Source organism: Pedobacter yulinensis (assembly GCF_003029735.1).
Classification (GTDB): domain Bacteria; phylum Bacteroidota; class Bacteroidia; order Sphingobacteriales; family Sphingobacteriaceae; genus Pedobacter; species Pedobacter yulinensis.
Genome location: NZ_KZ686269.1, coordinates 150,764 through 176,185, shown reverse-complemented (window position 1 = coordinate 176,185; position 25,422 = coordinate 150,764). Strand labels below are relative to the sequence as shown.

At 51.9% G+C, this 25,422-nt stretch carries 25 protein-coding genes; 9 read left to right on the top strand and 16 right to left on the bottom strand.

Features of this window, described 5'->3' with window-relative positions:
* Position 1: 1 nt before the first annotated feature.
* The 5 genes from C7T94_RS08120 to recR form a co-directional block, all read right to left on the bottom strand.
* On the bottom strand, positions 2-652 hold the full coding sequence (locus tag C7T94_RS08120) for a phosphoribosylanthranilate isomerase (protein ID WP_239494958.1): 651 nt from the start codon (positions 650-652) through the stop codon (positions 2-4).
* A 1-nt stretch (position 653) separates the two neighbouring features.
* On the bottom strand, positions 654-1,649 hold the full coding sequence (gene trpD, locus C7T94_RS08115; RefSeq protein ID WP_107214879.1) for an anthranilate phosphoribosyltransferase: 996 nt from the start codon (positions 1,647-1,649) through the stop codon (positions 654-656).
* Between the two features lie 254 nt (positions 1,650-1,903).
* On the bottom strand, positions 1,904-2,731 hold the full coding sequence (locus C7T94_RS08110; RefSeq protein WP_107214878.1) for an SDR family oxidoreductase: 828 nt from the start codon (positions 2,729-2,731) through the stop codon (positions 1,904-1,906).
* Positions 2,732-2,752: 21 nt separating this feature from the next.
* Positions 2,753-3,535, bottom strand: coding sequence for a PI-PLC domain-containing protein (locus C7T94_RS08105; RefSeq protein WP_107214877.1), 783 nt, complete (start codon positions 3,533-3,535; stop codon positions 2,753-2,755).
* Positions 3,536-3,551: 16 nt separating this feature from the next.
* The gene (gene recR, locus C7T94_RS08100; protein ID WP_107214876.1) at positions 3,552-4,169 is read right to left on the bottom strand and encodes a recombination mediator RecR; all 618 of its coding nucleotides are present in this window, start codon (positions 4,167-4,169) and stop codon (positions 3,552-3,554) included.
* A gap of 71 nt (positions 4,170-4,240) precedes the next feature.
* On the opposite strand from recR, the gene C7T94_RS08095 reads away from it, so the two are divergent.
* From C7T94_RS08095 to C7T94_RS08085, 3 genes are all read left to right on the top strand, one after another.
* Positions 4,241-5,719 (top strand): sodium:solute symporter, encoded by a 1,479-nt coding sequence (locus C7T94_RS08095; protein ID WP_107214875.1) that lies wholly within the window; start codon positions 4,241-4,243, stop codon positions 5,717-5,719.
* Between the two features lie 10 nt (positions 5,720-5,729).
* On the top strand, positions 5,730-6,437 hold the full coding sequence (locus tag C7T94_RS08090; protein WP_107214874.1) for an LOG family protein: 708 nt from the start codon (positions 5,730-5,732) through the stop codon (positions 6,435-6,437).
* A 449-nt stretch (positions 6,438-6,886) separates the two neighbouring features.
* Entirely contained in the window at positions 6,887-7,498 is a 612-nt protein-coding gene (locus C7T94_RS08085) for a hypothetical protein (protein ID WP_162618603.1), read from the top strand.
* 13 nt (positions 7,499-7,511) lie between these two features.
* Here C7T94_RS08085 and C7T94_RS08080 read toward each other — a convergent pair whose 3' ends face one another.
* Genes C7T94_RS08080 through C7T94_RS08065 form a run of 4 tightly spaced genes read right to left on the bottom strand, consistent with a single transcriptional unit; the run spans position 7,512 to position 12,818 of the window.
* A complete protein-coding gene (locus tag C7T94_RS08080; RefSeq protein WP_107214872.1) occupies positions 7,512-8,102 on the bottom strand; it encodes a DUF502 domain-containing protein in 591 nt (196 codons plus the stop codon).
* Positions 8,103-8,111: 9 nt separating this feature from the next.
* Positions 8,112-10,568 (bottom strand): bifunctional UDP-N-acetylmuramoyl-tripeptide:D-alanyl-D-alanine ligase/alanine racemase, encoded by a 2,457-nt coding sequence (locus C7T94_RS08075; protein WP_204353242.1) that lies wholly within the window; start codon positions 10,566-10,568, stop codon positions 8,112-8,114.
* A complete protein-coding gene (locus C7T94_RS08070; protein ID WP_107214871.1) occupies positions 10,565-12,280 on the bottom strand; it encodes a GMC oxidoreductase in 1,716 nt (571 codons plus the stop codon). The genes C7T94_RS08075 and C7T94_RS08070 overlap by 4 nt, the downstream gene beginning before the upstream one ends.
* Entirely contained in the window at positions 12,273-12,818 is a 546-nt protein-coding gene (locus C7T94_RS08065; protein ID WP_107214870.1) for a gluconate 2-dehydrogenase subunit 3 family protein, read from the bottom strand. The genes C7T94_RS08070 and C7T94_RS08065 overlap by 8 nt, the downstream gene beginning before the upstream one ends.
* Before the next feature lie 135 nt (positions 12,819-12,953).
* Between C7T94_RS08065 and C7T94_RS08060 the strand changes: the two genes are divergently transcribed.
* The 3 genes from C7T94_RS08060 to C7T94_RS08050 all read left to right on the top strand — a co-directional run bounded on the left by C7T94_RS08060 (position 12,954) and on the right by C7T94_RS08050 (position 16,377).
* Complete coding sequence (locus C7T94_RS08060) at positions 12,954-13,418, top strand: GNAT family N-acetyltransferase (RefSeq protein WP_107214869.1); 465 nt, start codon at positions 12,954-12,956, stop codon at positions 13,416-13,418.
* Between the two features lie 126 nt (positions 13,419-13,544).
* Entirely contained in the window at positions 13,545-15,089 is a 1,545-nt protein-coding gene (locus C7T94_RS08055) for a SulP family inorganic anion transporter (RefSeq protein ID WP_107214868.1), read from the top strand.
* A 79-nt stretch (positions 15,090-15,168) separates the two neighbouring features.
* Positions 15,169-16,377: a GAF domain-containing sensor histidine kinase gene (locus C7T94_RS08050; RefSeq protein WP_107214867.1), complete on the top strand. Its 1,209-nt coding sequence runs from the start codon at positions 15,169-15,171 to the stop codon at positions 16,375-16,377.
* 10 nt (positions 16,378-16,387) lie between these two features.
* On the opposite strand, the gene C7T94_RS08045 is transcribed toward C7T94_RS08050, so the two are convergent.
* From C7T94_RS08045 to C7T94_RS08030, 4 genes are all read right to left on the bottom strand, one after another.
* Positions 16,388-19,132 (bottom strand): family 43 glycosylhydrolase, encoded by a 2,745-nt coding sequence (locus C7T94_RS08045; protein WP_107214866.1) that lies wholly within the window; start codon positions 19,130-19,132, stop codon positions 16,388-16,390.
* Positions 19,133-19,210: 78 nt separating this feature from the next.
* Positions 19,211-19,765, bottom strand: coding sequence for a dihydrofolate reductase family protein (locus tag C7T94_RS08040; protein ID WP_107214865.1), 555 nt, complete (start codon positions 19,763-19,765; stop codon positions 19,211-19,213).
* Positions 19,766-19,887: 122 nt separating this feature from the next.
* Positions 19,888-20,736: a sigma-70 family RNA polymerase sigma factor gene (locus C7T94_RS08035; protein ID WP_107214864.1), complete on the bottom strand. Its 849-nt coding sequence runs from the start codon at positions 20,734-20,736 to the stop codon at positions 19,888-19,890.
* 133 nt (positions 20,737-20,869) lie between these two features.
* A complete protein-coding gene (locus C7T94_RS08030; RefSeq protein ID WP_107214863.1) occupies positions 20,870-21,298 on the bottom strand; it encodes a GyrI-like domain-containing protein in 429 nt (142 codons plus the stop codon).
* Between the two features lie 287 nt (positions 21,299-21,585).
* Here C7T94_RS08030 and C7T94_RS08025 point away from each other — a divergent pair, with 287 nt between their 5' ends.
* Together C7T94_RS08025 and C7T94_RS08020 are read left to right on the top strand one after the other, a co-directional pair.
* A complete protein-coding gene (locus C7T94_RS08025; RefSeq protein ID WP_107214862.1) occupies positions 21,586-21,951 on the top strand; it encodes a hypothetical protein in 366 nt (121 codons plus the stop codon).
* A gap of 109 nt (positions 21,952-22,060) precedes the next feature.
* Positions 22,061-22,522: a YybH family protein gene (locus tag C7T94_RS08020; RefSeq protein WP_107214861.1), complete on the top strand. Its 462-nt coding sequence runs from the start codon at positions 22,061-22,063 to the stop codon at positions 22,520-22,522.
* Between the two features lie 7 nt (positions 22,523-22,529).
* On the opposite strand, the gene C7T94_RS08015 is transcribed toward C7T94_RS08020, so the two are convergent.
* Genes C7T94_RS08015 through C7T94_RS08005 form a run of 3 tightly spaced genes read right to left on the bottom strand, consistent with a single transcriptional unit; the run spans position 22,530 to position 24,758 of the window.
* On the bottom strand, positions 22,530-23,333 hold the full coding sequence (locus C7T94_RS08015) for an AraC family transcriptional regulator (protein ID WP_107214860.1): 804 nt from the start codon (positions 23,331-23,333) through the stop codon (positions 22,530-22,532).
* Positions 23,326-24,255 (bottom strand): hypothetical protein, encoded by a 930-nt coding sequence (locus C7T94_RS08010; RefSeq protein WP_107214859.1) that lies wholly within the window; start codon positions 24,253-24,255, stop codon positions 23,326-23,328. Before C7T94_RS08010 ends, C7T94_RS08015 begins: the two co-directional genes overlap by 8 nt.
* Positions 24,252-24,758, bottom strand: a complete 507-nt coding sequence (locus tag C7T94_RS08005; RefSeq protein ID WP_107214858.1) for a GNAT family N-acetyltransferase — start codon at positions 24,756-24,758, stop codon at positions 24,252-24,254. The genes C7T94_RS08010 and C7T94_RS08005 overlap by 4 nt, the downstream gene beginning before the upstream one ends.
* Positions 24,759-25,018: 260 nt before the next feature.
* Here C7T94_RS08005 and C7T94_RS07995 point away from each other — a divergent pair, with 260 nt between their 5' ends.
* Entirely contained in the window at positions 25,019-25,408 is a 390-nt protein-coding gene (locus C7T94_RS07995) for a hypothetical protein (RefSeq protein WP_204353241.1), read from the top strand.
* Positions 25,409-25,422 lie beyond the last annotated feature (14 nt).

The window sequence follows — 25,422 nt, the reverse complement described above, 5'->3', positions numbered from 1 at the left end:
CTTATGGTTGTGCTGCATTTCCGCGCAGCGTGTTTATCGTAGTTGCCAGTTCGGCAATGTCTTTTAATGCAGGCGCCAGCTCAAAGCGGCTGTTCAGGTCAACAGCGTAGAGCCGGCTGTCGTCTAACCTCAGCAAATTAGCAAGGTGTTCAGGGCCGATTCCTCCGCTTAAAAAGAAGGCTTTGCTCCCCTTATAACCGGCAAGCAGGTTCCAGTCGAAGGTTTTACCAGAGCCGCCGTGGGCCGGACTGCGGGTGTCAAAGAGAAAATAATCTGCAACATTCTCGTATGCAGCGGTCTGACTGAAGTCGAAGCCAGGGTCTACCCCAAAGGCTTTGATCAGTTCGGGCCGGGGCCGCCCGGTAAAGCAGGCGGCGATGGCAGCACAATCGGCCGGGCTCTCACTGCCATGCAGTTGCACGGCATCGAGTCCGTAATGCGTTACCGCGTCGGCAACCCGTGCCGGAGGTGTATTGACAAATACGCCGGTCCTGGCTATTGCTGCCGGAAGACTAGCCAGGATTTGCGGCTGCATGGCCCCCGCAAACCGCGGCGATGCCTCGTAGAATATAAAACCCATGTAATCGGGTGCCAGTTCGGCAAGTTCGCTGATGTTTCCGGCTTCGCGCATGCCGCAGATCTTAATTTTCATGCTAATTAACGGCCAGGAGTTTGTTAAATGCGTTCAGCGCCCTGCCGCTTTGCAGCGATTCTTCAGCTTCATAATAACAATCGGCAAAACTGGTTTCCATTCCATGAATGGTACGCAGCGCCAGCGCCGCATTGCACAATACAACATTGGTCTGGGCGTCAGTTGCCTCGTTATTCAGTACATCCATAAAAATAGCGGCCGACGAAGCGACCGTATCCCCCCCTTTTATGCCCGCCGGGTCCAGCGCCTCAAAGCCCATCTCGCTCAGGCTTAGCCGGTACTCGCCTTTATCGGTGAAAGTCTTGACATCGCAGGTAAGCGAAATTTCATCGTACCCCTCCAACGCATGCAGGATGGTATATTTCCGGTCGGTTTCCTGGTACAGGTAAGCGTACAAGCGTGCCAGTTCCAGGCTGAATACACCCACCATCTGGTATTTCGGCTGCGCAGGATTAACCATGGGTCCGAGCATATTAAAGAAAGTCTTTACGCCCAGCTCTTTCCTGATCGGCGCAACGGTCTTCATGGCCGGGTTGAACAGCGGAGCGTGGAGAAAACAGATGCCGGCCTGTTCAAGCTGCCTGCGCAACCGGTCCTGATCTGCTGTAAAGGCATACCCCAGGTATTCCATGACATTTGATGAACCACAGCCTGATGACACTCCATAGTTGCCATGTTTGGCTACCTGGTTACCGGTACCTGCAACTACGAAACTGGCCAGCGTAGAAATGTTGAATGTATCTTTGCCGTCACCACCGGTTCCGCAGAGATCGATCAGCTGCGATGCCGGCAGATCGGCCTTAATACAGAGCTCGAGCATGGCATCGCGAAAGCCCTGTAGCTCGGCGACTGTCATGTTACGCATGCAATAAGCGGTCATGAAAGAGGCAACCTGATAATTGTTATATGCACCCCGCGCAATGGAGATCAGGATTTCCCGCGCTTCTTCCCGGGTAAAGGTTTTGTTTTCAAAAAGGTGGTTCAGTATTTTTTTCATTGGTCTGTATTGCGCTAGTTATATTTTGGCTGCCGCGCTCAGTCCTGTTCAGTGCCAATACGCATAAAAAAAGGGCTGCTTGTTCGGCAACCCTGTTTTTCTTGAATATGTTTAATAATTTCAATATATACGGACGGATTGGCCTAACGATTATCGTTATGCCACCACCAGCTGATATTCAAATTTCCAATTGTCATTGTACGAAGGCAAATATTGGTATTTTTTTATGATTTGCAAAAAAAATTCATCCGTTTTTACCGGCTAATCCTGATCAGTGGATTTTTCTCTTTCGTGAAATGCTTGAAGACCATGGTATCGGCCAGGCTGGGCCATAACTTGTTCAGCCATACCGCCATTTTTCCCTGCCCCGTCATAATCAGGGTGCGACGGCGTTCCACAATGCCCGCAAGAATGCGTTCGGCGACCTCGTCAGCGCTCATCATTTTACCCTCTTCCATACTCGTTTCGCCGTGCGATGAGCCGTCTTTTGCCAGTGCCGCTACCCGGATGTTCGATGCGGTAAAACCCGGACAGGCCAGCAGCACATGCACACCGGTTGGCAGCAACTCGGTGCGCAATGACTCGATAAAGCCATTCATGGCAAACTTCGATGCAGAGTAGCCCGTACGGCCGGGCAGCCCCCGGAAGCCGGCGATAGACGACACGGCAACGATAGACCCCCCGTTTTTAAGTAGTGCAGGCAAAGCATATTTTGTGCAGTAAACCGTTCCCCAAAAATTGACATCCATCAGGTTCTTTAATACTGAAAGCTCAGTATCAGCAAAAAGTGCACGCATAGAAAGCCCTGCATTGTTAATGAGGATGTCGATGTTGCCAAAGGCAGCAAGTGCCTGCTCGATAAGCGCCCGGCAGTCGGCTTCCAGTGCAACATCTGTGGGGACCGCAATGGCCCTGACGCCATAACGCTGTTGCAGCGAACCGGCCAGCTCGTTCAAGGCTTCTGCTTTACGGGCGGCAAGGACCAGGTCAGCGCCCCGGGCGGCAAGAGCCGTAGCCAGCGAACGCCCGATTCCCGACGATGCACCGGTAACAATAACGTGTTTATTTTTAAGATCTTTCATAAAGACAGCTAAACTGGTATTTTAAGGTTTAGCCTGCGCACGCAGGAAGGTTTTACAGGCCTCCGGCTTATCGGTATTCACGATATCGACACCGAGGGCGGCCAGTTCGCGCCAGGCATCTTCGCCATCAGGTGTATTCCAGAAACGAATGGGTTTACCTTTCAGGTGGGCATCGGCAATGACTTTCTTCAACGCCACCTTATCTGCTTCCGGCAGTTCACCCTGACCGTTCCACGACGACCAGGTTTTGAAGTTGTCGCTGATCATAACCACCTTGCGCAGATCGCGCGAGCGGTACTTGCGGAACGGCAGCCCGTCGAAATAGATGAAGTCAGGATAAAGGTGAAATGTGCTGTCGGCTGGGCGGTTTCCGCTAATGGTAAGCAGCACCCCGGGGCCATCAGGTTTACGCCTGAGAAGAGCTAAGTAGGGTTGCAGGGTTTTCAGCAGTACAGGGTAGGTACTTTGCCATGAATCCTTGAAATCAATCATCAGCTGACCCGGCTTGAGTACCGGCGGCAGACTGTCGCCCTTCAGGTATTTTTTCAGCGGGGCCAGATACTGTTCATTCAGGCCTTTTGCCGCTGGCAGTTCTTTACGGCTGTGCGCAACTACCAGCGAATCGAATTGAAGAAAGACATCTGCTTCAATGGAATAAACACCTAGTTCCAGGGCCTCATAAAGCGGGCGCTGGTGTGTGTAATCGTTGTGAGAATGGATTTTAACCTGTGCCTGTGCACTGGCCTGAACCTTAAAAACGAAAACGCACAACAAGCTTATAAACAAGTTTTTAAACAGTCTCATTGAAATTATTTATTTATTAACGCATCATTGCGTTTTCGTACGGGACTCGGGTTACGATAGACCGGCCGAGCGTAATTTCATCGGCATACTCCAACTCGCCGCCAAACGCAACGCCGCGCGCTATGGTGGTAATCGGAATGTTGAAGTCTTTCAGTTTTTTATACAGGTAAAAAATGGTTGTATCACCTTCCATGTTCGGACTGAGGGCCAGGATCACTTCCTTGATCTCCTGTTCCCGCACCCGGTTTATAAGACTCTCGATATACAGGTCGGCCGGACCAATCCCGTCCATCGGCGAAATAAGCCCGCCAAGCACGTGATAACGGCCAAAGTACTGAGCTGTATTTTCAATTGCCATTACATCGCGGGCGTCTTCAACCACGCAGATCAGGCTGGTGTCCCGTTTGGGCGATGCGCATATTTCGCAAGTCTCTGTATCAGAAATGTTATGGCAATTGCGGCAATGCCTGATCTCTTTCTTGAGGGTAATAATGGCCTGGCCGAAATCTTCCACTTCCTGCTCCTCTCGGTTCAACAGGTGCAGTACCAGCCGGAGCGCCGTTTTCTGACCAACGCCGGGCAGTTTTGCAAATTCCGCTACTGCGTTTTCGAGCAATTTAGAGGAAAAATTCATGCTGCAAATTTATGTTTATCTTCCATTAAAAATTCATTTTATTGCTACATTTAGCGGCTAAAACCACAAATATGACCCCAACCATACTCCTCACATTTTTAATTGGGTATTTTCTCATTCTGATCGTCATCTCCTACTTTACCTCGCGAAAATCTTCAGACAACTCGACCTTCTTTGTGGCCAACCGCAACTCCAAATGGTACCTTGTGGCGTTCGGTATGATCGGCACTGCCCTTTCGGGTGTTACCTTTATTTCGGTACCTGGTGCCGTGGGCAAAACGAGCTTTGGCTATTTTCAGTTTATCCTGGGTAACGCGGTAGGCTTTATTATTATTGCAACGGTGCTCCTGCCCCTTTACTACCGCATTGGGCTGATTTCCATTTATACTTATCTCGAGAAACGCCTGGGATACTGGAGTTATAAGTCGGGCGCTATGATTTTCCTGGTATCGAGAACGATTGGTTCGGCATTCAGGCTTTATCTGGTTGCCATTGTCTTACAGAAATTTATATTCGACGCCTGGAACGTTCCGTTTTGGTTAACAATTGTGATCTGCCTGGTGCTTATCTGGCTGTATACGCGCAAAGGAGGCCTTAAAACCATTATCATCACCGATACGCTTCAGACCGTGTTTTTGCTGCTTTCTGTTGTACTCTCGCTGTATTTTATATCAGATTCGCTTAATCTTGATATTGCAGGCACCCTTGAGGCGGTTAAAACCAGCAGTTACTCGAAGATATTTTTCTGGGAAGATTTTCTGGGCAGCAAATCGCACTTTCTTAAACAGTTCTTTGGCGGCATTTTCGTAACCATCGCAATGACCGGCCTGGACCAGGACCTGATGCAAAAAAACCTGAGCATGGGTACAATTGGCGAGGCGAAGAAAAACATGCTCAGTTTTACCGCCGTTTTTGTCGTGATGAACATCTTTTTCCTGGGTGTTGGCGCACTGCTCTACATTTACGCGGCCCAGAACAACATCGACGTGGCTGCCTTACAGACGGCAGACCACCTGTACCCCGAAATTGCGTTGAATCACCTGAACATTATACCCGGAATCATTTTTATGCTTGGCCTTACGGCGGCAACCTTTGCAACGACCGACTCAGCGCTGACAGCCCTGACCACCTCTTTTTGTGTGGATTTTCTCCATTTTGACAAAAAGGCGAACCAGAACGACCCTAAACTGGTAACCATCCGGCATTGGGTACACATCGGTTTTTCAGCCCTGATGGTAGCGGTAATTCTGGTGTTCAAAATTCTGAACGATGACTCTGTTGTTACGGCGATCTTTACCGCCGCCGGCTATACATACGGTCCGTTGCTAGGCTTGTTTGCCTTCGGCATGATCAGCCGCCGTGGTGTAACCGACCGCCTTGTGCCCTGGATCTGCCTGATATCGCCGGTGCTGTGTTTCCTGATTGCCGCAAGTTCTGAGAAATTAACAGGTTATGTGATTGGATTTGAACTCATTGTTCTCAATGGTTTGATCACGTACCTGCTGTTGCTGCTAACGAGCAAACCGACAACAAATCAAACGAAATTTTAAATAGACTGATATGACGAGTGAAGATAAGATCAGAAGCGCTTTCGAAAATAAAAACTGGCAGGAAATCAAGGTGACCGACAGTTGGCAGATCTTTAAGATCATGGCCGAATTTGTTGATGGTTTTGAAAAACTGGCTAAGATTGGCCCTTGTGTAACGATCTTCGGCTCGGCACGAACTGCCGAAAGCAATCCTTATTATGGCCTGGCCGAACGCTGCGGTCACCTGCTTACTGAGCGCGGATATGGGGTAATTACAGGCGGCGGGCCCGGTATTATGGAAGCAGGTAACAAAGGGGCTTTCAACAACGGCGGTAAGTCGGTTGGTTTAAATATTGAACTGCCCTTTGAGCAGTTTCACAATAAATACATTGACCACAACAAGTTACTCGAGTTTGACTACTTCTTTATCCGTAAGGTGATGTTTATGAAGTACTCACAGGGCTTCATTGTGCTTCCCGGCGGGTTTGGAACGATGGATGAACTGTTCGAAGCACTCACCCTCATCCAGACGGGTAAAATTGCACGCTTCCCGATTGTGCTCGTTGGCAAAAGTTACTGGCAGGGACTGATTGACTGGCTGAAAACTTCGATGCTCGAAACGGAGCACAACATTCACGCTGAAGACCTGAACCTCTTCAGGCTGGTTGATACAGCTGAAGAGGCTACTGAGCACATCTTCAAGTTTTACGAGAAGTATGTGCTGAAGCCGAATTTCTAATTTTGGTTAAAACCTTCTAGGTTTCAGAAACCTAGAAGGTTTTAATTTTTTATCCCACCACCGCCCAATTTACTCAAATCTTTTAACTAAAAAGAAATATCTGCTGTTTATTTTTCCCCGCTGCGGGAAAAATTGTTCACACCTCCTTCCGGCGCTGGGAAAAAATTTACTCAGCAATCTCTTATTAATCAGCAGTTTAACCACACAACTTATAGAAGTTGTTTCTTTTTTCGGTCACTAAATGGCTTGCTCAGGTATTCCTGACCGGTCGCGACCCGGCACCTCCTGTAGCCCGACACCATTTAAATACTCTCCGGCCCGGATGTTGCCTTTCCTTATCCGTCCGGTGGATGCCGCAAAACGGTCGGTCGCCCTGCCAAAGATACTCAGGCCCTGTACGATGCCGTTCTTTCAGCCACCACCAGGTAGAATGCAAAAGTAAAGTGAACATGAACAGACAATTCTTTTTTAAAGTAGCCCTGATGGGCTTTAGCCTCACGACGCCGGCAGTGACTGCATTGGCGCAGTCATCGAAAAAACACCACGATGCCGCACTGAATACCAAATACATCAACATCGCAACCGCATCCAGCGTGCCTGCTGACACTGAACCTGCCGTGACTCTTGCTTTGAGCCTCAAAGGCGCCATGTCTGACATTATTTTCAGCAACAGCCCGGTACAGCTCAGCCTCGGTAAATCGGCGCTAAGTCATGCGGCTGCAGGATTCACCAATGATGTTTATACTGTGCCGGTCAGCGGACTTTATGTTATAGAAGGTGCTTTTACGATCAGTCCCGGAACCTTTTTTAACCAGCACTCGGGTGTGATCGGCATCCATCTTAAAACCGGAAACGATAAGGAATTGGTATCCAACTTTGTAAGCGGACTTTACGGGCCTATTCTGGGCGAAACCTGGGCCGGCACATCGATTAGTCTGACCGGAAAAGCGGTAGTCAGGCTGAATGCGGGTACAACCATCGCAACCTGGGGCAGCACCTACGGCGCAGGAAGCACCACACAAATGCAGGTTCAGTTTCTTTCCTTTCAGCGTATTCAGTAAGCGATGCGCGCTGTTAAAGGCCGCTTACGCCGCCGCTGACCACCAGCTTCATGGCATCTGCCGCCGTGATGTTGAGATCGGTAACACGGCTTTTGGGAACAATGCAGAGCTGCCCGGCAAAGGAATATGAAAGCGGAAAATATACCGCCACCTCGTCACTGAGACCAAGCTTGTGCAAATCGGGTTGGGTAAGGAAACCGATCTTTTTCATCCCCCCTTCTACTTCAACAAGCACCGGGTGGTTAAATTTCTTTTCATCACCAACAAAAGCCTCAGTAAGGTCCTTTATCGAACCGTAAATGAAATTGATCAGTGGCAGACGGTTCAGAATGCGGTGAAACCAACTGTACATGGGTTCCGTCACGAAATTCGTGACAAAGATGCCCGCAATCAGAATGATCAGCAGCACAGTCAGCAAGCCGAGACCGGGTATGTTGCGGCTTTCGCCGGTGCGCGGATCAACACCCAGCACACTGTTTACGTTCACCCAGCTATCTACTGTTGTCACAGCCCAGACCACGATAAATATGCTTAACGCAATAGGCACCACAATCAAAAGCCCTTTGATCAGGTAATTCAGCAAGGCCCGGCCAATTCTGTTCATGCTGCAAATTTACTCATAAAAGTAAACGCGTTTCACTCTTTGTGATATATTGGTCAGAATCTCGTACGGAATGGTGCCGATCGCCCGTGCAAGCTCTGATATGGTGTGCTTATCGTCAAAAACAATCGCTACGTCGCCCGGTCTGACTTTCAAACCGGTCACATCGAGCATACACATGTCCATACAAACCGATCCGACTACCGGGACAAGCTTCCCGGCCACAAGCATCTTACCGACGCCATTCCCAAATGCGCGGCTATACCCGTCGGCATAGCCGATCTTGACGGTAGCAATCTGTCCGCCATCAGGCAGCATGCCCGCCCGCGAATAACCCACCGACTCTCCCGCCTGCAGCGTTTTGACCTGGGTAACGGTGGTTTTCAAAGCAGCCACCGTCTGCAGCGCACCCGGAGGCAATGCCGCATCAAATCCATACAAACCAATGCCCACACGTACCATATCAAAATGGGCATCGGGCCAGCGAACAATGCCCGAGGTATTGCAAATATGCCGCAGCGGGATATAATTCAGTACAGACACCACATCGAGCGAAACGCGGTTGAAGCTTTCGATCTGCCGGGCAGTGAAATCGTCGTGCTCGGGCGCGTCAGAAGCAACGAGGTGCGAAAAAACACTCGTTACCCGGATGGCGTCTGTCTTGGCCAGGATGTCTTTCAGTACCGGTACATCCAGCAGGTCGAAACCGAGCCGGTGCATACCGGTGTCCAGTTTGAGGTGTACCGGATAATTTTTAAAGCGGTTTCCTAAAAAAAGCAAAAAACTGTTCAGGATCTCCAGGCTGTAAATTTCAGGCTCCAGCTGGTTTTGTACAATGGAATCGAAGGCGGCATACTCTGGACTCATGACCATAATCGGCATTTTGATGCCGCCTCTGCGCAGCGCCACACCTTCGTCTGTATAGGCAACAGCCAGGTAATCTGCTTTATTGTACTGCAGCAGGTTCGCAATCTCAAATGTACCGCTGCCGTAAGAAAAAGCTTTGACCATGGCCATGATCTTTACACCACTATCCAGTTTTGACCGGTAAAACTGCAGGTTTGATGTCAGCGCGTTCAGGTTGATCTCAAGTACGGTATCATGCACTTTCTGGGTCAGTGCCTTGCTGATGCGCTCAAAACCAAACCGCCTGGCGCCTTTTACCAGGATCGTTTCTTCGCTAAAGTGGAGCCCGGGAAGAGCTTCCAGAAAGGCTTCTGTGTCTTTGAAAAATTGCTTTTCCATAGGGAACAACGATTCGAATTCGGATATCTGCTCACCGATGCCGATCAGGTTGTTCACATTTTTATTCTGCAGCAGCGCCGCAACTTCCACGTACAATTCTGCATGATCTTTTCCCGACTGGGGGATATCTGAAAGAATCAGTGTCCGCCGCGGATGCTGGTTCTGAAGGTTCATAAAGTCGAGCGCGATGGCCAGCGAAGAAATATCGGCACTGTAAGAATCGTCGATCACCGAGCACTGGTTTATTCCGTTCTTCAGTTCCAGGCGCATCCCGATCGGGCTTAACTTTTCAAGCCTTGCATCGCAAACCACCGGCGTGTACCCCATGGCAAGCAGGGTGGCCCAGCAAATGATGCCATTCTCGACCGAGGCACTGTCTACGAAAGGCAGCAGGCACTCGATCTCTGTCCCTTCAAATAAGGCGCGCAAGTAAGTTCGACCTTCGATCGGTTCTGAAAACATGATGCGCAGGTCGGCCGGTGCACTATAGCTCCAGGTGAACAGCTTTTCGATACCCATTGTGGCCGGATCAGTGCCCTGCAGGTAATCAGGCGAAGCCACCAGATAAGAAACACCCTTAAAAAGCTTCAGTTTCTCAAGAAGTTTTTCGCTTTTATCTGCAAAACCTTCTGCATGGGCCTCGCCTATATTGGTCAGAACACCAATTGTTGGCCGGATCACTGCAGCCAGCGCATCCATTTCCTGAACTTTGGAAACACCGGCCTCAAAAATGCCGAGATCGTTTTCAGGCGTGATCTGCCAAACCGAAAGCGGAACACCGATCTGCGAGTTGTAACTTTTCGGACTCCTGACAATATTAAAATCTTCAACCAGGAGCTGGTAAAGCCATTCTTTGACCACCGTCTTTCCGTTGCTACCGGTAATGGCGATCGTTTCCAGGTTGAAACTTCTACGGTGAAATGCGGCTAACTTTTGCAGGGCCTGCCGCACGTCTGTCACGTATAGCAGGTTCGCTCCGGTAAAAGCCGCAGCCGGAACAGGATCGCGCAGCACAAAGTTGCGCACGCCGCGTTGGTAGGCATCGGCCGCAAAGGTATGCCCATCCCGCAGGGCATCGAGTGCAAAAAAAAGCGACAATGCCGGATCGGCAAGACTCCGGCTGTCTGTTGCCAGGTATTGAATTCTCGCCTCAGGATCGGACAGGTCTCCGCGGGCATCGATCACCTCGGCAATTTGCCTGGCCGCATAGATCACCTTGCTCATATATTGCTGCGCTTCATCTCTGCAACGGCATAATCTACAGCTCTGGCCGTCAAAGCCATATAGGTTAATGATGGGTTTTGTGTCGATGTTGAGGTCATGCAGGCGCCGTCTGTTACAAACACGTTTTTGCAGGCATGCACCTGATTCCATTTGTTGAGTACTGAAGTTTGTGGATCGTGCCCCATTCTGGCGCCGCCCATTTCATGAATGTCGAGCCCCGGAGCCTGCGAAGCGTCGTCCCTACGAATATTCTTAAAGCCCGCAACTGTAAACATCTCTTCCAGCTGTTCCAGGTAATCGGCCTTCATTTTCGCATCGTTATCGTCATAGCTGACCGATATCTGTAGCTGTGGTATGCCCCAGGCATCTTTTTTATCCCGGCTCAGGCGCACATAATTGCTTTCTTTCGGGATCGTTTCGCCCATCATGTGCGAATTAACCCGCCAGGGACCCAGGTTGTTTTCTGTTATATTCTTCTTCAGTGACGTGCCAATGCCCGACATATCCGGCTCAAACCCACGGTAGGCAGAGAAACCGGCCGCGTAACCGCGCTTGAAATCCGTTTCCTGTCTCAGCAAGTTCCGGAATCGCGGCATGTAGCCCCCGCCTGCCGGATTGCGCCCATCGGTTTTGAACTGGTTCAGTCCGTCAAACTCGGCATAAATTCGCGCGCTGTAATTGTGAAATGCTACGTATTTACCCAATACGCCGCTATCGTTCCCCAGGCCCTGCGGAAAACGCGATGAAGTGGAGTTCAGCAGAATAAGGTTGGTATTGAGCGCCGCTGCATTGACAAAAATTACGCGGGCAAAGTATTCGGTCACTTTTTTCGTTTTGGCATCGATTACCCGAACACCAGTAGCCCTTGCCTGCTGCTCATCGTAAATAATGGATTCAACGATGGCATCTGGCCTGAGTGTCAGTTTCCCCGTTTTTTCCGCCCAGGGCAGCGTAGCGGCATTGCTGCTAAAATAGCCGCCAAAAGGGCAGCCTCGCTGGCAAAGCACGCGATTTTGGCATTTTCCGCGTCCCTGCTCCAGGTGAACCGCCTGCGGCTGCGACAGGTGCGCACAGCGGGCACTGATCACCTTACGCGATGTATATTTAGAGTGAATGACCTTCCGGAAATGGTCTTCAACGGCATTAAGGGGAAAGCCGGGAAGAAATTCGCCATCAGGAAGTTCTGCAAGGCCGTCCCGGTTACCTGCAATTCCCGCAAAGCGCTCCACGTAACTGTACCAGTGCTCCAGGTCTTTGTATCTGATCGGCCAGTCGACCGCGAAATCGTCGCGCGCAGGTCCCTCGAAATCGAAGTCGCTCCAGCGCTGCGTCTGCCTGGCCCACAGCAGCGATTTACCGCCAACCTGGTAACCACGGATCCAGTCAAATGGCTTTTCCTGCACATAGGGGTGTTCCTTGTCCTTTACAAAAAAGTGCATCGCATCTTCTCTGAAGGCATAACAGCGACTGGCTACCGGGTTTTCAGCCTTGATCTCTTCTGTCAGCGCACCCCGGTGCGGAAATTCGTAAGGATACATATTGGTCGTCGGGTAATCCTTCAGGTGTTTGACATCACGGCCCCTTTCCAGTACCAGCGTACGCAGCCCCTTCCCGGTAAATTCTTTCGCTGCCCAACCGCCGCTGATACCTGAACCAATCACGATCGCATCAAATGTCTGCTGCGACTTCCCATCTATATTAAAATTAGCCATTCGTTGTCCTTGTTTTTACAGGAAAATAACCATTGTACCGGCCTGGGATCAGTTCCCATACGACCAGTTTGCTCATTACATATTCTGAATTAAGGTAACCGTCAATACACCGGGCCTTCATGATTTTGAAAAAATCTTTTACGTGGACAGGCAAGCCAGTATGTTCACTGGAAATGGACGAGAGCGCCCGTTCGCGGTCGGCGGCACTTAACCTGGCGAATGCTGCACCCATCTTCTCGGTACAATAATCCTGAAAGGAATCCAGTCCCTGCACAAAGGCTTTTCTGTCTTTTTCAGGATGGCAGTCATCGACCATTTTAAGCACGTACAGGTGCAGCTTCAGGTCTTTGGCTCCGGGCGTATCGGTTTTTGGCAGAATCGTCTCGGCGATGTCTGCCAGCAGGTTCTCCTGTTCCAGGCTCACATCCAGGTGTTCCAGTTTGATACTGGCTTTTCCGGAAGATTTAAGGCAGGAAGGCATCAACACAACGCCGCCGGCCAGGATTAAAATTTGTTGTATTGCCGTTCGTCTTTTCATGATTAAAACTGCCTGTGGGTAAACCGGTCTGGCCAGGCTGGAAAAGTACTAAGTTAAGGTTATCCGGTGTATATTTCAAGTGCATACCCGCTATTGACAATAAGATGATGAGCACCAAAACCTTATCTTTGACTGATGATCATCAGACCCTATCTAACAACTGACCGGGCAGCTTGCCTGGTCGCTTTTGACAGCAATGTCCCTGATTACTTTGCCCCGCAGGAGCGTGCTGATTTTGAACAATGTCTTGACCAGCAAACACAGTTTCCGCAGCAGCAGCCCGCCACCGTATATTTTGTGGGCAAGAGAAACGGGAAGCTTGTAGCCTGCGGCGGATATGCGCTTGACAGGCAGCGAAACGAGGCCTGGCTTACCTGGGGCATGGTGCTGCGCAGCCAACACCGGCAAGGAGTTGGCTCAGCCCTGCTGCACCACCGCCTGGACGCAATTTTCCAGGCCTGCCCTGAAGCTACCGTTCACCTGGATACGACCCTTTTTTCTTACCAGTTTTTTGAACGTGCCGGCTTCGTGGTTACGGGTACGGTGAAAGACGGTTATGCGCCGGGTTACGACCGCATTGACATGATCTGCAAACGTTAAACTCTGACTGCGGTTTTTCTTACCTTCGCAACGATTACAGTCCCACCATCTTTGGGTAGCTCCCGGTTTTAGCATATCCGCGTCCTGTGCGGGCTGGAAACTGTAGCCTGCACCCTTTGTCATGTTATGAAACAAACCTTAAAGCTGTTCGATTTCAGCCAGAAAATCAATTACCGGAACGAGATCTTCGCAGGCCTGACCGTTGCCATGACCATGATGCCGGAATCGCTTTCGTTTGCCATCCTGGCCGGTCTTCCGCCCCTTACAGGGCTGTATGCTGCCTTTATTATGGGGCTCGTTACAGCTATTTTCGGAGGCCGGCCGGGACTGATATCTGGCGGCGCCGGGGCTACGGTCGTTGTGCTGATCGCCCTCATGAAGTCGCACGGCATCGAATATGTCTTCGCAGCAGTGGCCCTGGCCGGCGTGCTGCAGGTACTCGCAGGCCTGTTCAAACTTGGCAAATTCGTACGTCTTGTGCCGCAGCCGGTCATGTATGGTTTCGTAAACGGGCTGGCCATCATTATTTTCATGGCACAGCTGAACCAGTTCAGAACCGAAAGTGGCCGCTGGCTAAACGGGCCGGCGCTCTGGATCATGATTGCGCTTGTGGCACTCACTATTGCCGTTACAGTAATCCTGCCGCGAGTAACCAAAGCCGTTCCTTCCTCGCTGGTTGCGATCCTGGTTGTGTTCCTGGTTGTGCTGGGTTTCCAGATCGATACGCGCACCGTGAGCGACATCGCGGCCGTGAGCGGCGGCTTCCCGCCCTTCCACATCCCCTCAGTTCCGCTCAATTTCGAAACCCTGGGCATCGTGTTTCCGTACGCATTGATCATGGCGGCAGTTGGCCTGACCGAAGGATTACTGACACTGAACCTGGTCGATGAGCTAACCGGTACACGCGGCGATGGCAACCGCGAGTGCCTTGCGCAAGGCGGCGCGAACCTGTTGAACGGTTTTTTTACCGGTATGGGTGGCTGCCCGATGATTGCCCAGACGCTGGTCAATCTTTCTGCAGGCGCCAGAGCCAGGTTATCGGGTATTATTGCAGCCATGACCATCCTGTTCATCATCTTTTTCGGTGCCCCTGTTATCGGTCGCCTGCCGCTTGCTGCGCTGACCGGTGTGATGATGATGGTTGCCATCGGCACATTTGAATGGGCCAGCCTGCGAATTGTCAACAAGATGCCCCGGCACGATATTTTCGTTGGCATCCTGGTTGCCGCTATTACCGTCTACCTGCACAACCTGGCACTGGCCGTACTGGCAGGCGTTGTTATCTCAGCCCTGGTTTTTGCCTGGGAGAGCGCCAAACGGATCCGCGCTGAAAAATTCATCAGCGCCGACGGAACACTCTATTATCAGATTCACGGGCCGCTTTTCTTCGCATCAACCAGCCTGTTTTTATCCAGGTTCGACCCCGGTAATGACCCCGAACATGTCGTTGTCGATTTCGGGGGCAGCCGGATTGCAGATATGTCGGGCATTGATGCCCTGCACAAACTTACAGAACGGTATAAACAGGCTGGAAAAACCCTGTATCTGCAACACCTCAGCGCGGATTGCCGCACACTGCTGCGCAATGCCGGGGCGGTTATTGAAGTCAATGTGCTGGATGATCCGGATTGCCGGGTGGCGACCGGACAACCTGACGTGAAGCGCAGGTAACATTTTTCGCACATGGGCATACCGCGCATGCACACAGAGAAATAATTGTATATTAAACTAGTTTTTACCATTCATATTGATGCAGCAACCATTTGACACCCACGACCCCTTTCTCCGGGACGTACTGAGTGTTCAGAAAATCTCCGCAGTACCCACCATTCTCGAGGTCATCTGCCGGTCTACAGGCATGGGGTTCGCAGCCGTGGCGCGTGTAACTGAAGAGAAATGGATCGCCTGTGCCGTACGCGATGAAATTCAGTTTGGCCTGACTCCTGGCGATGAGCTGAAACTTGAGACCACCATCTGCAACGAAATCAGGCAACACCAGCAGCCCGTGGTCATTGACCATGTAGCGGCAGCACCAGACTGGAACACCCACCATACACCGGCCATGTATGGTTTTGAAAGTTATATTTCGATGCCGATCTTTCTAAAGACCGGCGACTTTTTCGGCACCTTATGTGCCATAGACCCCCGGCCAAACCGGCTGAATACACCAGAAACCGTAGGCATGTTCCGGCTTTATGCCGAGCTTATCGCCTTTCACCTGCAGGCTCTGGACAACCTGGAACAGGCAGAAATGCATTTACGCGAAGAGAAGGAAACCGCTGAACTGCGCGAACAATTCATTGCCATTCTTGGACACGACCTGCGTAATCCCATCGGTGCCATTTCAAACAGTGCCCAGTTACTGAAACGGTTCGGCACAGACGAAAAGACCAGCCGCATTACCGGAATCATTCTGAATGCTACACACCGGATGGACGGCCTGGTCGAAAATATCATGGACTTTGCCAGCGGCAGACTGGGCGGCGGCATTACACTTCAAAAAGAACTGCACCAAAGACCGGCTGAAGTGCTGAACCAGGTGGTATCTGAACTGGCGCTGGTCTGGCCGCAGCGCACCATAGAAACTGAGTTTAACATCAGGGTGCCGGTCATTTTTGATGCCAGGCGAATTGCGCAGGTTTTCTCCAATCTGCTCGGCAACGCTTTATCGCACGGCAAAGCGGACTGCGCCGTGCACGCCACAGCCTCAGCAGACAGCGGATCCTTTATTCTACGGGTCTATAATGAAGGTCAGCCCATTCCGGAAATTACACGACAAAGCCTTTTTACCCCGTTTTTCAGAGGCGATGTTAAAAAGGGAAGCCAGGGCCTCGGACTGGGGTTGTTCATTTCATCGGAAATTGCAAAAGCCCATGGCGGCCGCCTCGAACTGCACTCTGACGCAATAGGTACAACCTTCAGCCTCATTATTCCGCAGGCTTCGGGTACCCCGCGCTGAACTTTACCAATTACCTTTCAAAGAAAGTCAGACCGTTAAAGCTGACACCGGCTGCCGTTGAGGTCAGCCCAACACGCGATTCTTTCAGGCTGACTTTCGCCTGATGCACAAGCTCGTTGTCTGCGAAAACAAGCAGGTCAGCGCCCGCACGCACTGCCCGGAGATTGAATGACTGCTTGGAAATCTGGCGGACGAGAATTTTTTCCGCAGCGAAGGCGCGACCGGGCTCCTCCAGGGTCACCAGCCTGAAACCATCAGCTTCGACCGCTGCAAAGTGCAGCTGCCAGATCCCAGGACGATCCGGGTGCGGTTTAAGTACCGTCGCCACCTTGCTCCACCTGCCGCCGTCCCGGCACCACAGTTCCATATTGGCCGGTTTCCCTTCTCTCTCATGCCTGAACGAGATGCGGTCGGTCAGGACGCGGTGATCGGGTGTAAAATGTTCTTCCATCATATCGGTGTTCCGCATGTCGATGTAAAGTGGTAGTTCCCGCTCTAAGGGGACCCGTATAGTCTCCTGCATGCGGCCGCTGGTAGTTTGGCCAATGGTCAGCGTACCGCCTTTAAAGTCGACCTCGGCTTTTAACCAGTCTGCCGGCCCCGCGTAAGCCGCATAAATCCCGGCAGCGCCCCGCAGCTGCGCTGCACTGATCTGAACACTGAACTCATAAGCCTTTGCAGCATCTCCTTTGAACACGGCACGGTTACCCGCTGCGCCCCCGGCAACAAGCCCATGGCTGGTTCTTTTCCAGGCTGTAGTTTGGCCCTGCGGCTCCCAGCCCCTGATATCGGAGCCGAATTCATCCCACCCGATCGTGTAAACAATGCCATCGAACGCCGTTGCGGGCTCCATGCTGTACACTCCGGGCAAACCAGATCCGGCAATGCCGGTAAGCCGCCCGCCGGGTGCAGGCCGCCCGTCAATCTCAATGACAATGGCATCTGCATTTTTTTGTACGCCGAGTTTGTGGTACACGTTAAAATTAAAGTCAGGAGCCAGCGGGTATTGCCCGGTCTTAACTACATTGCCCTGTTTTCGCAGCCAGGTCCAGCTTTTTTTAGTGGGATCGAGTCCGATCTGCAGGAAATTGTTCTGGTCCTGGTACCAGCCGAAGATGCCTGCCGGCTTTTTACCGGCCGGCCTGACATTCGCCTCGAACAGGTAATGTACTGACGGCTTTGCCGCGGGAAAGGCCTGCAATGGCGCTTTGCCCGAATGCCTGGCCTCGCCCTTTTCGACATCAAAGTCACCGCTTACATACCGCCATTTGCCCGGCTGTTCCCGCTCGAACAATTCACTGAAAGCCGCTGCCGCGGGTGCCGGATGGAAGCCGGCCGAGCGCGAAGCGGTCGGACCATCAACAACCAGTTTGTTCCCAAAGAAGTGCACCCGATTAATATACTGTCCACGTGGCTCCATGTTTTTATTAGCCATGTATACAAGCCACCATTCCAGGCCGTTGGGCCCGCGCACAATATTTGGCTGCCCGGGTGTGAACAGGATATCGTCAGGGACATCGGCGCCGAGATCAAACAGCGAAACATCGATGAACGCCGAGCGTGCGCCCGGACGCGCAGCGATCGCCAATACGTTGCCATCATCCTTAATAAGTATTTTCTCATTAAGCAGCAGGTGGGTATAATTCCGTCCCTGGTGTTCGTAAACGACCTGCCCGTTCAGCCATACTTTTGCAGGGCCGTCGTGATGAATGCGCATGGACAGGTTACCCCGGTTCTTTCCCGCTCTGAAAATTTTTCGCAGGAACAGCGGCCCGGAAGCCCAGGCGCTGCGCACGTTACGGGTGGTAGACCCTTCAAGCTTACTGCTGCCAAAACCGGACTCCCCCCTGCTCCAGTTGCTGTCGTCAAAACCCGCCTGCTCCCAGCCCGCAGCTGCCGAGTTACTGAAACTGAAATTTTTACCCGTGCTGCGCAGCAGGTCGGCATACCGGTCTTCAAGATCGGCCTGGTTTGACTGCACAACGGGGTGTGCATATTTATTTCCATGACCGAAACCAAGCGGAGAAGCGGCTTCTGCCACGCCCAGCGCATAATTACCCCATTCAGGCCCCGTGTGATTGGCATTATACATCATATAATACCTGTTCCGGTATTTCATGACCCATGGCCCTTCTGCAACCCGGTTATCACGGGTTTCCCAAGTGCCCCGCAGCGAGGCAAACTGGTACACAGGCTCGCCGGAGAAAGTCCATGGATCTTTCATCGGCCGCCCCCAGATTGTGTTTCCATCGGTGAATTTCACCGTATAGAAATACAGCTTGCCGTCATCGTCCGCGAACAACTGGGGGTCGATCCGGTTTTCGAACCATTGATCGCTGACCGGCTCCCGGTAAGGCCCGAGTATTGCTGCAGAAGTGGCATGGCCAATATGCACGGCACGATGGTCCTGACCCCAGTAATTGACAGACCAGTAATGGTGAAATGTCCCGTTCAGGTAGGTGATGTCGCTCGCATGGATCTGGCTGTCGCCGGCCGATGCGCCGCGCGTCCATTGGTTTTTCATAGATAAGACATGGACTGGCCCCTGCCAGTTAACAAGATCTGGGGAGCGGTAAAAGCCGCCGTTGGTAAAAACGCCGCCAATGTAGTATTCACCATTATACCGGATGACGCCCGCATCAGCCACACGCGGCAATACCGGATTGGCGAGGTTAGCTGGCAACTGGGCAGAGGCTGGCAAACAAAAGGCAAGAGACAGAATAATCCCTGCACAGCATTTCTGAAAGTGTTTCATATCTGGTTGTTACCTCAAATAAAACACAATCTTCGCGGTTTTACTTGCGGTCCGGTCTCAGTTTTATGTTGCTGCGTCTCAATTTTCGGTGGCGGCAGGAGAATCACGCAGCACGTCGAACCACAACTGCGTGAGTCCGGAGGGAAAAGCAATGCTTTGTCTGAGCCGCAGTGCCTGTTCGGGCAGGCCATCTTTAAATAACCGGATCCCCGAACCCAGCAAATGCGGGATGACTGAAACAATGATCCGGTCAACTAATCGCGCATTGAGCAGGGCAAACACCACTTCGGCACCACCGTCGCAATAGATGTCTTTCCCTTCTGCGGCCTGCAGGTCCATGACCAGGCTTACCGGATCGGGATGGTATTCAGCATGACCTTCTGTACCTGTCCGGGAGGCCGAGATCACATACAGTTTTTTATCCGGATGCATCATTTCTTCAGCCCCAAAACTGCGAACTTTTTCGAAAGTTCGCCGGCCCCAGATCACGGTGTCAATGCCGGCCTTAAAAGCGGCATAACCATAATCCTCGCCAGGTCGCTCGACCATGCCCAGAAAGTCGATATTGTCGTCCTTTTTTGCAATGTAGCCATCCAGGCTCATCGCGATGTACAGCATTACTTTTCTTTCCATAGTGATATAAACAGCCATAAAACTATCAAAATCATGCGTGCGAAAGTCAGCTGTTGATAACTAAGCCACTGCAGCCCCCCGGCCAACTGCAGATTATTCCCGCATCACGCTGCCCCCTGGGTTTAGCCTTGTTCCAGGCCTTTCAGCTTCATGGGATCTACAACTGAGAATATCTGCCTGATCTTCCCGCTGGCCGGGTCAAGATCGAACACCTGGCAATTGATAACCGTTCCGTTATTCGAAAAAAGTATCGCTGGCTGATTGTTGACCACAATCGGACTGATTTCCAGACTGGCCTGATAAGTTTTGTAAAGATACAGGATCAGGTCAGACACAGGCTGCAATCCGCGGGTCAGGCTGCTTACAATATTTACGCGCCCTCCGCCGTCTGCATAGAGCACAACGTCGGTCGCTAACATTTGCTCCAGCGCATTCACGTCCCCGGCCTGCATGGCCTGAATATACCCGGCCAGACCAGTGGCCTTCCCATGAGCAGCGACTGGATGGTGGCGGTCCTGCAGTTTCAGTTTTGCCCGGCTAAGCAGTTTCCGGGAGTTTTCGGGCGCAATATCCAGCACGCCGCCAATCTCTTCATGCGAATAATCGAATGCCTCTTTCAAAATAAACACTGCCCGCTCTTTCGGATTGAGGTTCTCCAGCAAGACCATAAGCGAGTAACTGATCATTTCTTTGCGGTGAAGGTAACGGTCAGCGAATTCCGTGCTGACCGGCTCCGGAAGCCAGACCTCTCCCCTGACCAGTTTGGCATTCCTTTTCTTAAGATTGATTGAGTGATTCACGACACTCCGCACCAGGTAGCCAAACTCATTGAGGGCATGCCCGTCTGGTGCCTGAAGATGTTTAATAAGCACATCCTGCACGGCATCGCGCGCATCATCTGTTGAACCCAGGATATTATAAGCGTAAGGAACCAGCTTTTTGTGGTAGTCTGTAAAGGATTTCTCGGACATATCGGGATGTAAAGGTATTGATGAACGGCACACAGCAGCAACCATGCCTTGCCGGCCGGTGTAAAAATAGAATTTTAATGATCAGTTTCCTAAAAGACCTCACCCGCCATTAGCGCCACCCCGAGCCAGCTATTCAGGACTGACGACCCACAGCGTCATCTATCTGCACCAGGCAGCGAACATCGTCATCGTTGATGTAGATTTCGACGCAAAGGCCGCCGGTCTGAAGCCCCGGCTGGTCGAGAAGCTCTTCAAAGGTTCGCTTGATCTGCTGGATGTCTTCCCTGAAATTACGGACCGTTTTGGCGAGGTATCTACCAGCCGGAATGGTGAAACGGCGGCAGCCCAGCTGCTCAGCTTCGCCGGGTCTGGCTTCATTTGCGGCAGCCCAGTAAAACATTTCGCCATTGCGGCAACCCGAAACCCCATAAAAAATGCGGTTGCCGGCATCGGCTTTTAAACAAGCTTCCATTTCAAGAATAGCCGCGCCGATCCCTTCAGGGACCTCGCGGGCAGCAACGTACACAACGGGTATATCCTGTTCCAAAATATATTTTTCCATGAGTAAATAATTTCAGACAATTTAGTTCGGCCAGCTGGGTATTCAGGGGTGTGGAACCGACATGAGCTGGGTGTAAATGTGACATGCCGCCGCCGGCGAAGCGTCCAGGTTCCTCGCTGTTTCCACACTACCTGGAGCTTTCAACTTTTCAATGCAATAAACTGGCACACAGTCCAGAACAATTTATTTATAGTGGACAAAACAATTTTCGCGACAGAAATGTTGATAATTTGTAGCTGGTAAACCTCCCGGATCTTGCCAGTTTTAAAACGCAATCTCGGCAAGACATGAAACCCGCATTCAACTATCTTTATTCACTAAAAGGAAATACGATCTGTATTGTTGAAATCAGGAAAACCGGCCTACCGGCTGCAGCTCCGCATGAGTCGGTTTACCAATGGTTATTGATTGACTTGAACACTTTACAGGTTCAGCCCCTCGCTGTTCGCTCCATAGACAGCTCCGGACTGGTTCAGGAGCGCTTTTTTGAACAGGGTTACCTTAAATTTGACGACAACCGGGGTACTTTCATCGAGAAGTTCAATGTAGGTCAGCACCAGTTGAGCTGTATTGATCCGTCTCAGCTGCCTGAACCGGTCGCATCCAGTATTACTTTTCACCTGAGCGACAAGCAATTGGGCATACCGGCCTGATTCACCAAATTGTCGACATTGTAAAAATTGCATAGACACTTGCAATTTGTCGGCTTTTTGCAACCGTAAATCCCTTCTAAAATCAGAGGTTTGTACCCAAAACATATGAATGGCTAGTGGATATCTAATAAGTGGTCAGGAGCCGGCGGCAGTTCTTCCTCCCCCGCTCCGTGTGATTTCAGAGTTTTATGCCGGCTTCAACAACCGCAATATTGAGGCGGTAGCCGAAAACTGGATGCAGGTAAACGAAGCCATTGCCATAAGTCCGGCAGGCCGGGTTGCTTTCGGCTGGGAAAACATCCGCACCGTTTATGAGTGGATATTCAGCCGGAAGGCCAGCATTCGCGCTCAGTTCTGCGACTACTCCTTACTCATGAACGACGACTTGTTTTACGCCGTTGGCACGGAAAAGATCGAGGTCTGCCTGGGCCGCGAATCGATAACTGCCAGTGCGAACATTACCCGCATGTATAAACGCCGCAATGATGAGTGGAAACAAATTCACCTGCACGGATCTATTGCCAAGGCCGATGAGCTTCTGGCCTACCAGGCCGCACTTGAACAACTATAACAGCGGGTCACAGCGCCTTAGGGGGAGTTCGGGTCAGTTTCCTGGCTTCCTTTGCAAAATGTGAAAAGTCTGCATACCCCAGCTCCTCGAAGGGTAACCTGCTGCCGGCATCGCGGTACAGCTCTAACGCATCTCTGAAACGCAGCAGGCTGAAACAGCGGGATGCACTCAGATCAAGAATTTCACGGCAATACCGGTTTAGCGTAGCGGCTGACATGGCGATGCTTGCGGCCAGTTCCGGAAGTTTCCGGCCCGGCGCTGCCCTTGCAGCGGCCAGGGCACTTGCAACGACGACCAATTTCCTGTTTTGGGCAACAGAACGGGCATTTTTTTCGAGCCAGGCATCCATTCGCCTGGCGTTTAAGTCCATATTGCCCGCCTGCCCCAGCGTCAGCAGCAAATCTTCGGGCAGGTAATCTTTGGCCGGCAGGTTACAGGACGACAAATGCGCCGCTTTCAATCCGCACACCAAAGGCAAAACGCCTGGTTTAAATTTAACCGCAAACTCACGGGCGCCGGGCGGATAGGTACATGTGACAGCCGTCTGCAGGCTACCAAGCAACATGGCCTGGTCAATCCAGTCCTGGCTTTCCCGCAAATGATCGAACACGGATTTTCGAAACGCCGTTAGCGGTACAGACAACAACATGTGCAGGCCCGGCAGGGCAACAATCTGAAAGCCGTTCGTACACCCGGGGGGCACCTCAATCAGAATATAATAATCGACCAGGGCCGATACGGCCGGCGCTGGCGCAACGAGCCGGATAAATGGCCCCGTTTGTTTCTCGAAAACGACCTTCGCACTAGCCATGGCTGCCCAGGTGGTAAAGGTATTCCAAGCCGAGGCCGCTGGTAAACATACGCTGCTTGCTGTTGCCGAGTAGTTTCGCGGCCCAGTCCACAAGGCCGCCGTCAGCAACTTCCTTCCAGCAACCACCTGCCCAAACATCTGCTTTGAAGCGGATGTGCCGGTAGTACTGCTGTTGCAGATCTGGCTCCCGCAGTTCGGCCGGCACATCGGGAAGATCCCTGGACAGGGCACGCAGACAGACTCCTGCAATCTGATGCCCCATCTCTCCCTGCAACGGTATGATGCCGCACCGGAACCGGGTAAAGCCAAATACGGCGGTAAGTATAATCCGGATGGCCCGGACATGCCTGATAACCGCGTCGGTTTCAAAGACAAAATTACCGGGATCTTTCGCCGCCGACACCAGGCAGGCAACTGAAAAGTGAGGGCTATGACCAGGTACCAGGTCGGGCGGCGTGCGCAACAACCGGCTCACGCTGGCATAGTTTCGCGTGTGAGCGTCATTCTGCTGCGTCCGAGCTGCATCGTACAGGGCAAGGGCGTTCGTGGCATCGGCCATCACTTCACAATTCCGCAAGGCAGATAATATCTTGTCCTGGTTCACGGTGCCGAGTACCGAGCAGGAACCAAGCTGCGCGGCCGGCGAGAGCTCGACGAGGTCGAAACCCGCTGTCTCGCAATGCCTCAATGCCGCACATTCCTGTTCCCGGAGCCGAAGCACCGGTGTAGCAGCGGGCTGAACGTGGCGGTTGGAGCGGTACAGGCGCAGCAGTTCTGACGCACTGAGCTTTTCCAGACGCTTTCGGAAAACCGCCAGCAGCAGGGTATTCAGGGCAGAGCCGCCTGCGGCGACCAACGTTGCCGGGTCTGGCAGGTCCAGGCGGCGTGCCAGCTGACTGGCGAGCGTGCGTTTATCTTTCATGGATGTTCAGGTTTGAGAAGGGTATACAGGTGCTCGTCCATAACAACGTCCCACTTAACGATGGCCGCTTTGTGAACGGCTTCACACCGGTACCCGTTTTTTTCGAGCACCCGCATGGATGCGGGATTGTTTGCAAAGACCCCGGCAAACACACGCGTGATGCCTGCAATAGAAAAAGCGTGGGCTGTAAGCAGCCGAACGGCTTCCGTTCCAATACCCCGTCCCCAGAACGGCTGGGCCAGCCAGTAACCGATCTCAGCACTGTGGCGATAAACATCAGACTGCAGCAGGGTACTGCCAATTCCGGCAAGCCCTTCATCTGTGTAAATACCGAAAATCTGTCCCGGATGCAGGGGAACGACTGTGCCAAGAAAAAAATATGCATCGGAAAGCTGGTAAGGATGCGGAAAAACGTCTTTGAGATACCGGGCTATGGCCGCGTTGTTTGCCATGGCCTGCACCGCGGCGGCCTGACCCTCATGAAGCATGTCCAGGTAAACCATGGCTCAAAAATCGTTATAATCTCAAATAGCGAAGGTGTAAAATCCAGTCAATTTTTTAAAAGTTCCATAACAGCCGGCGCAGGTTCGGACGGTACAAAGCAGCAGTCAATGTGCCGTTTAGCCCCGATGGCAGCGGCAGCCCCGACGAAGGAGGGCTACAGCGTACAGCGGGAAGAACATTGACCGGGACACTGTACCTGCGCTAAAAAAAACGGGCAGCCCGCCACAGCCCGGATGCGGTTTTGTTTTATTTTAGCAGCATGGCAAACTATACCATTCCACTGAAATACCGCAGGATGGAAAACCTGCACATCGTTTTCTGGCTGCTTAAAGACATTGGCTGGTGCCTGATCTGGAAACCGCTCGGCATTGTGATGATCTTCCCAACGCTCATCATTGCGATTGTGATCGCCTACCGCACGCGTGCGCTGATGTCTGAACTTTGCCACAACCTGGCTATTTTGTTCTGGATCTCTGCCAATTCTTACTGGATGATCAGCGAGTTTGCGGGCGTGGACCACCTGCCGGTCTGCGGATGGATCACTTACAAGCACCTGGCACTCATACCATTTCTAACCGGTTTGTTTTGCCTGGCGTACTATTATTTGTTCTGGAGACCACGCAACCGCGAAGAGCTGGAAACCATGTGAAAAAACCGGCCCTT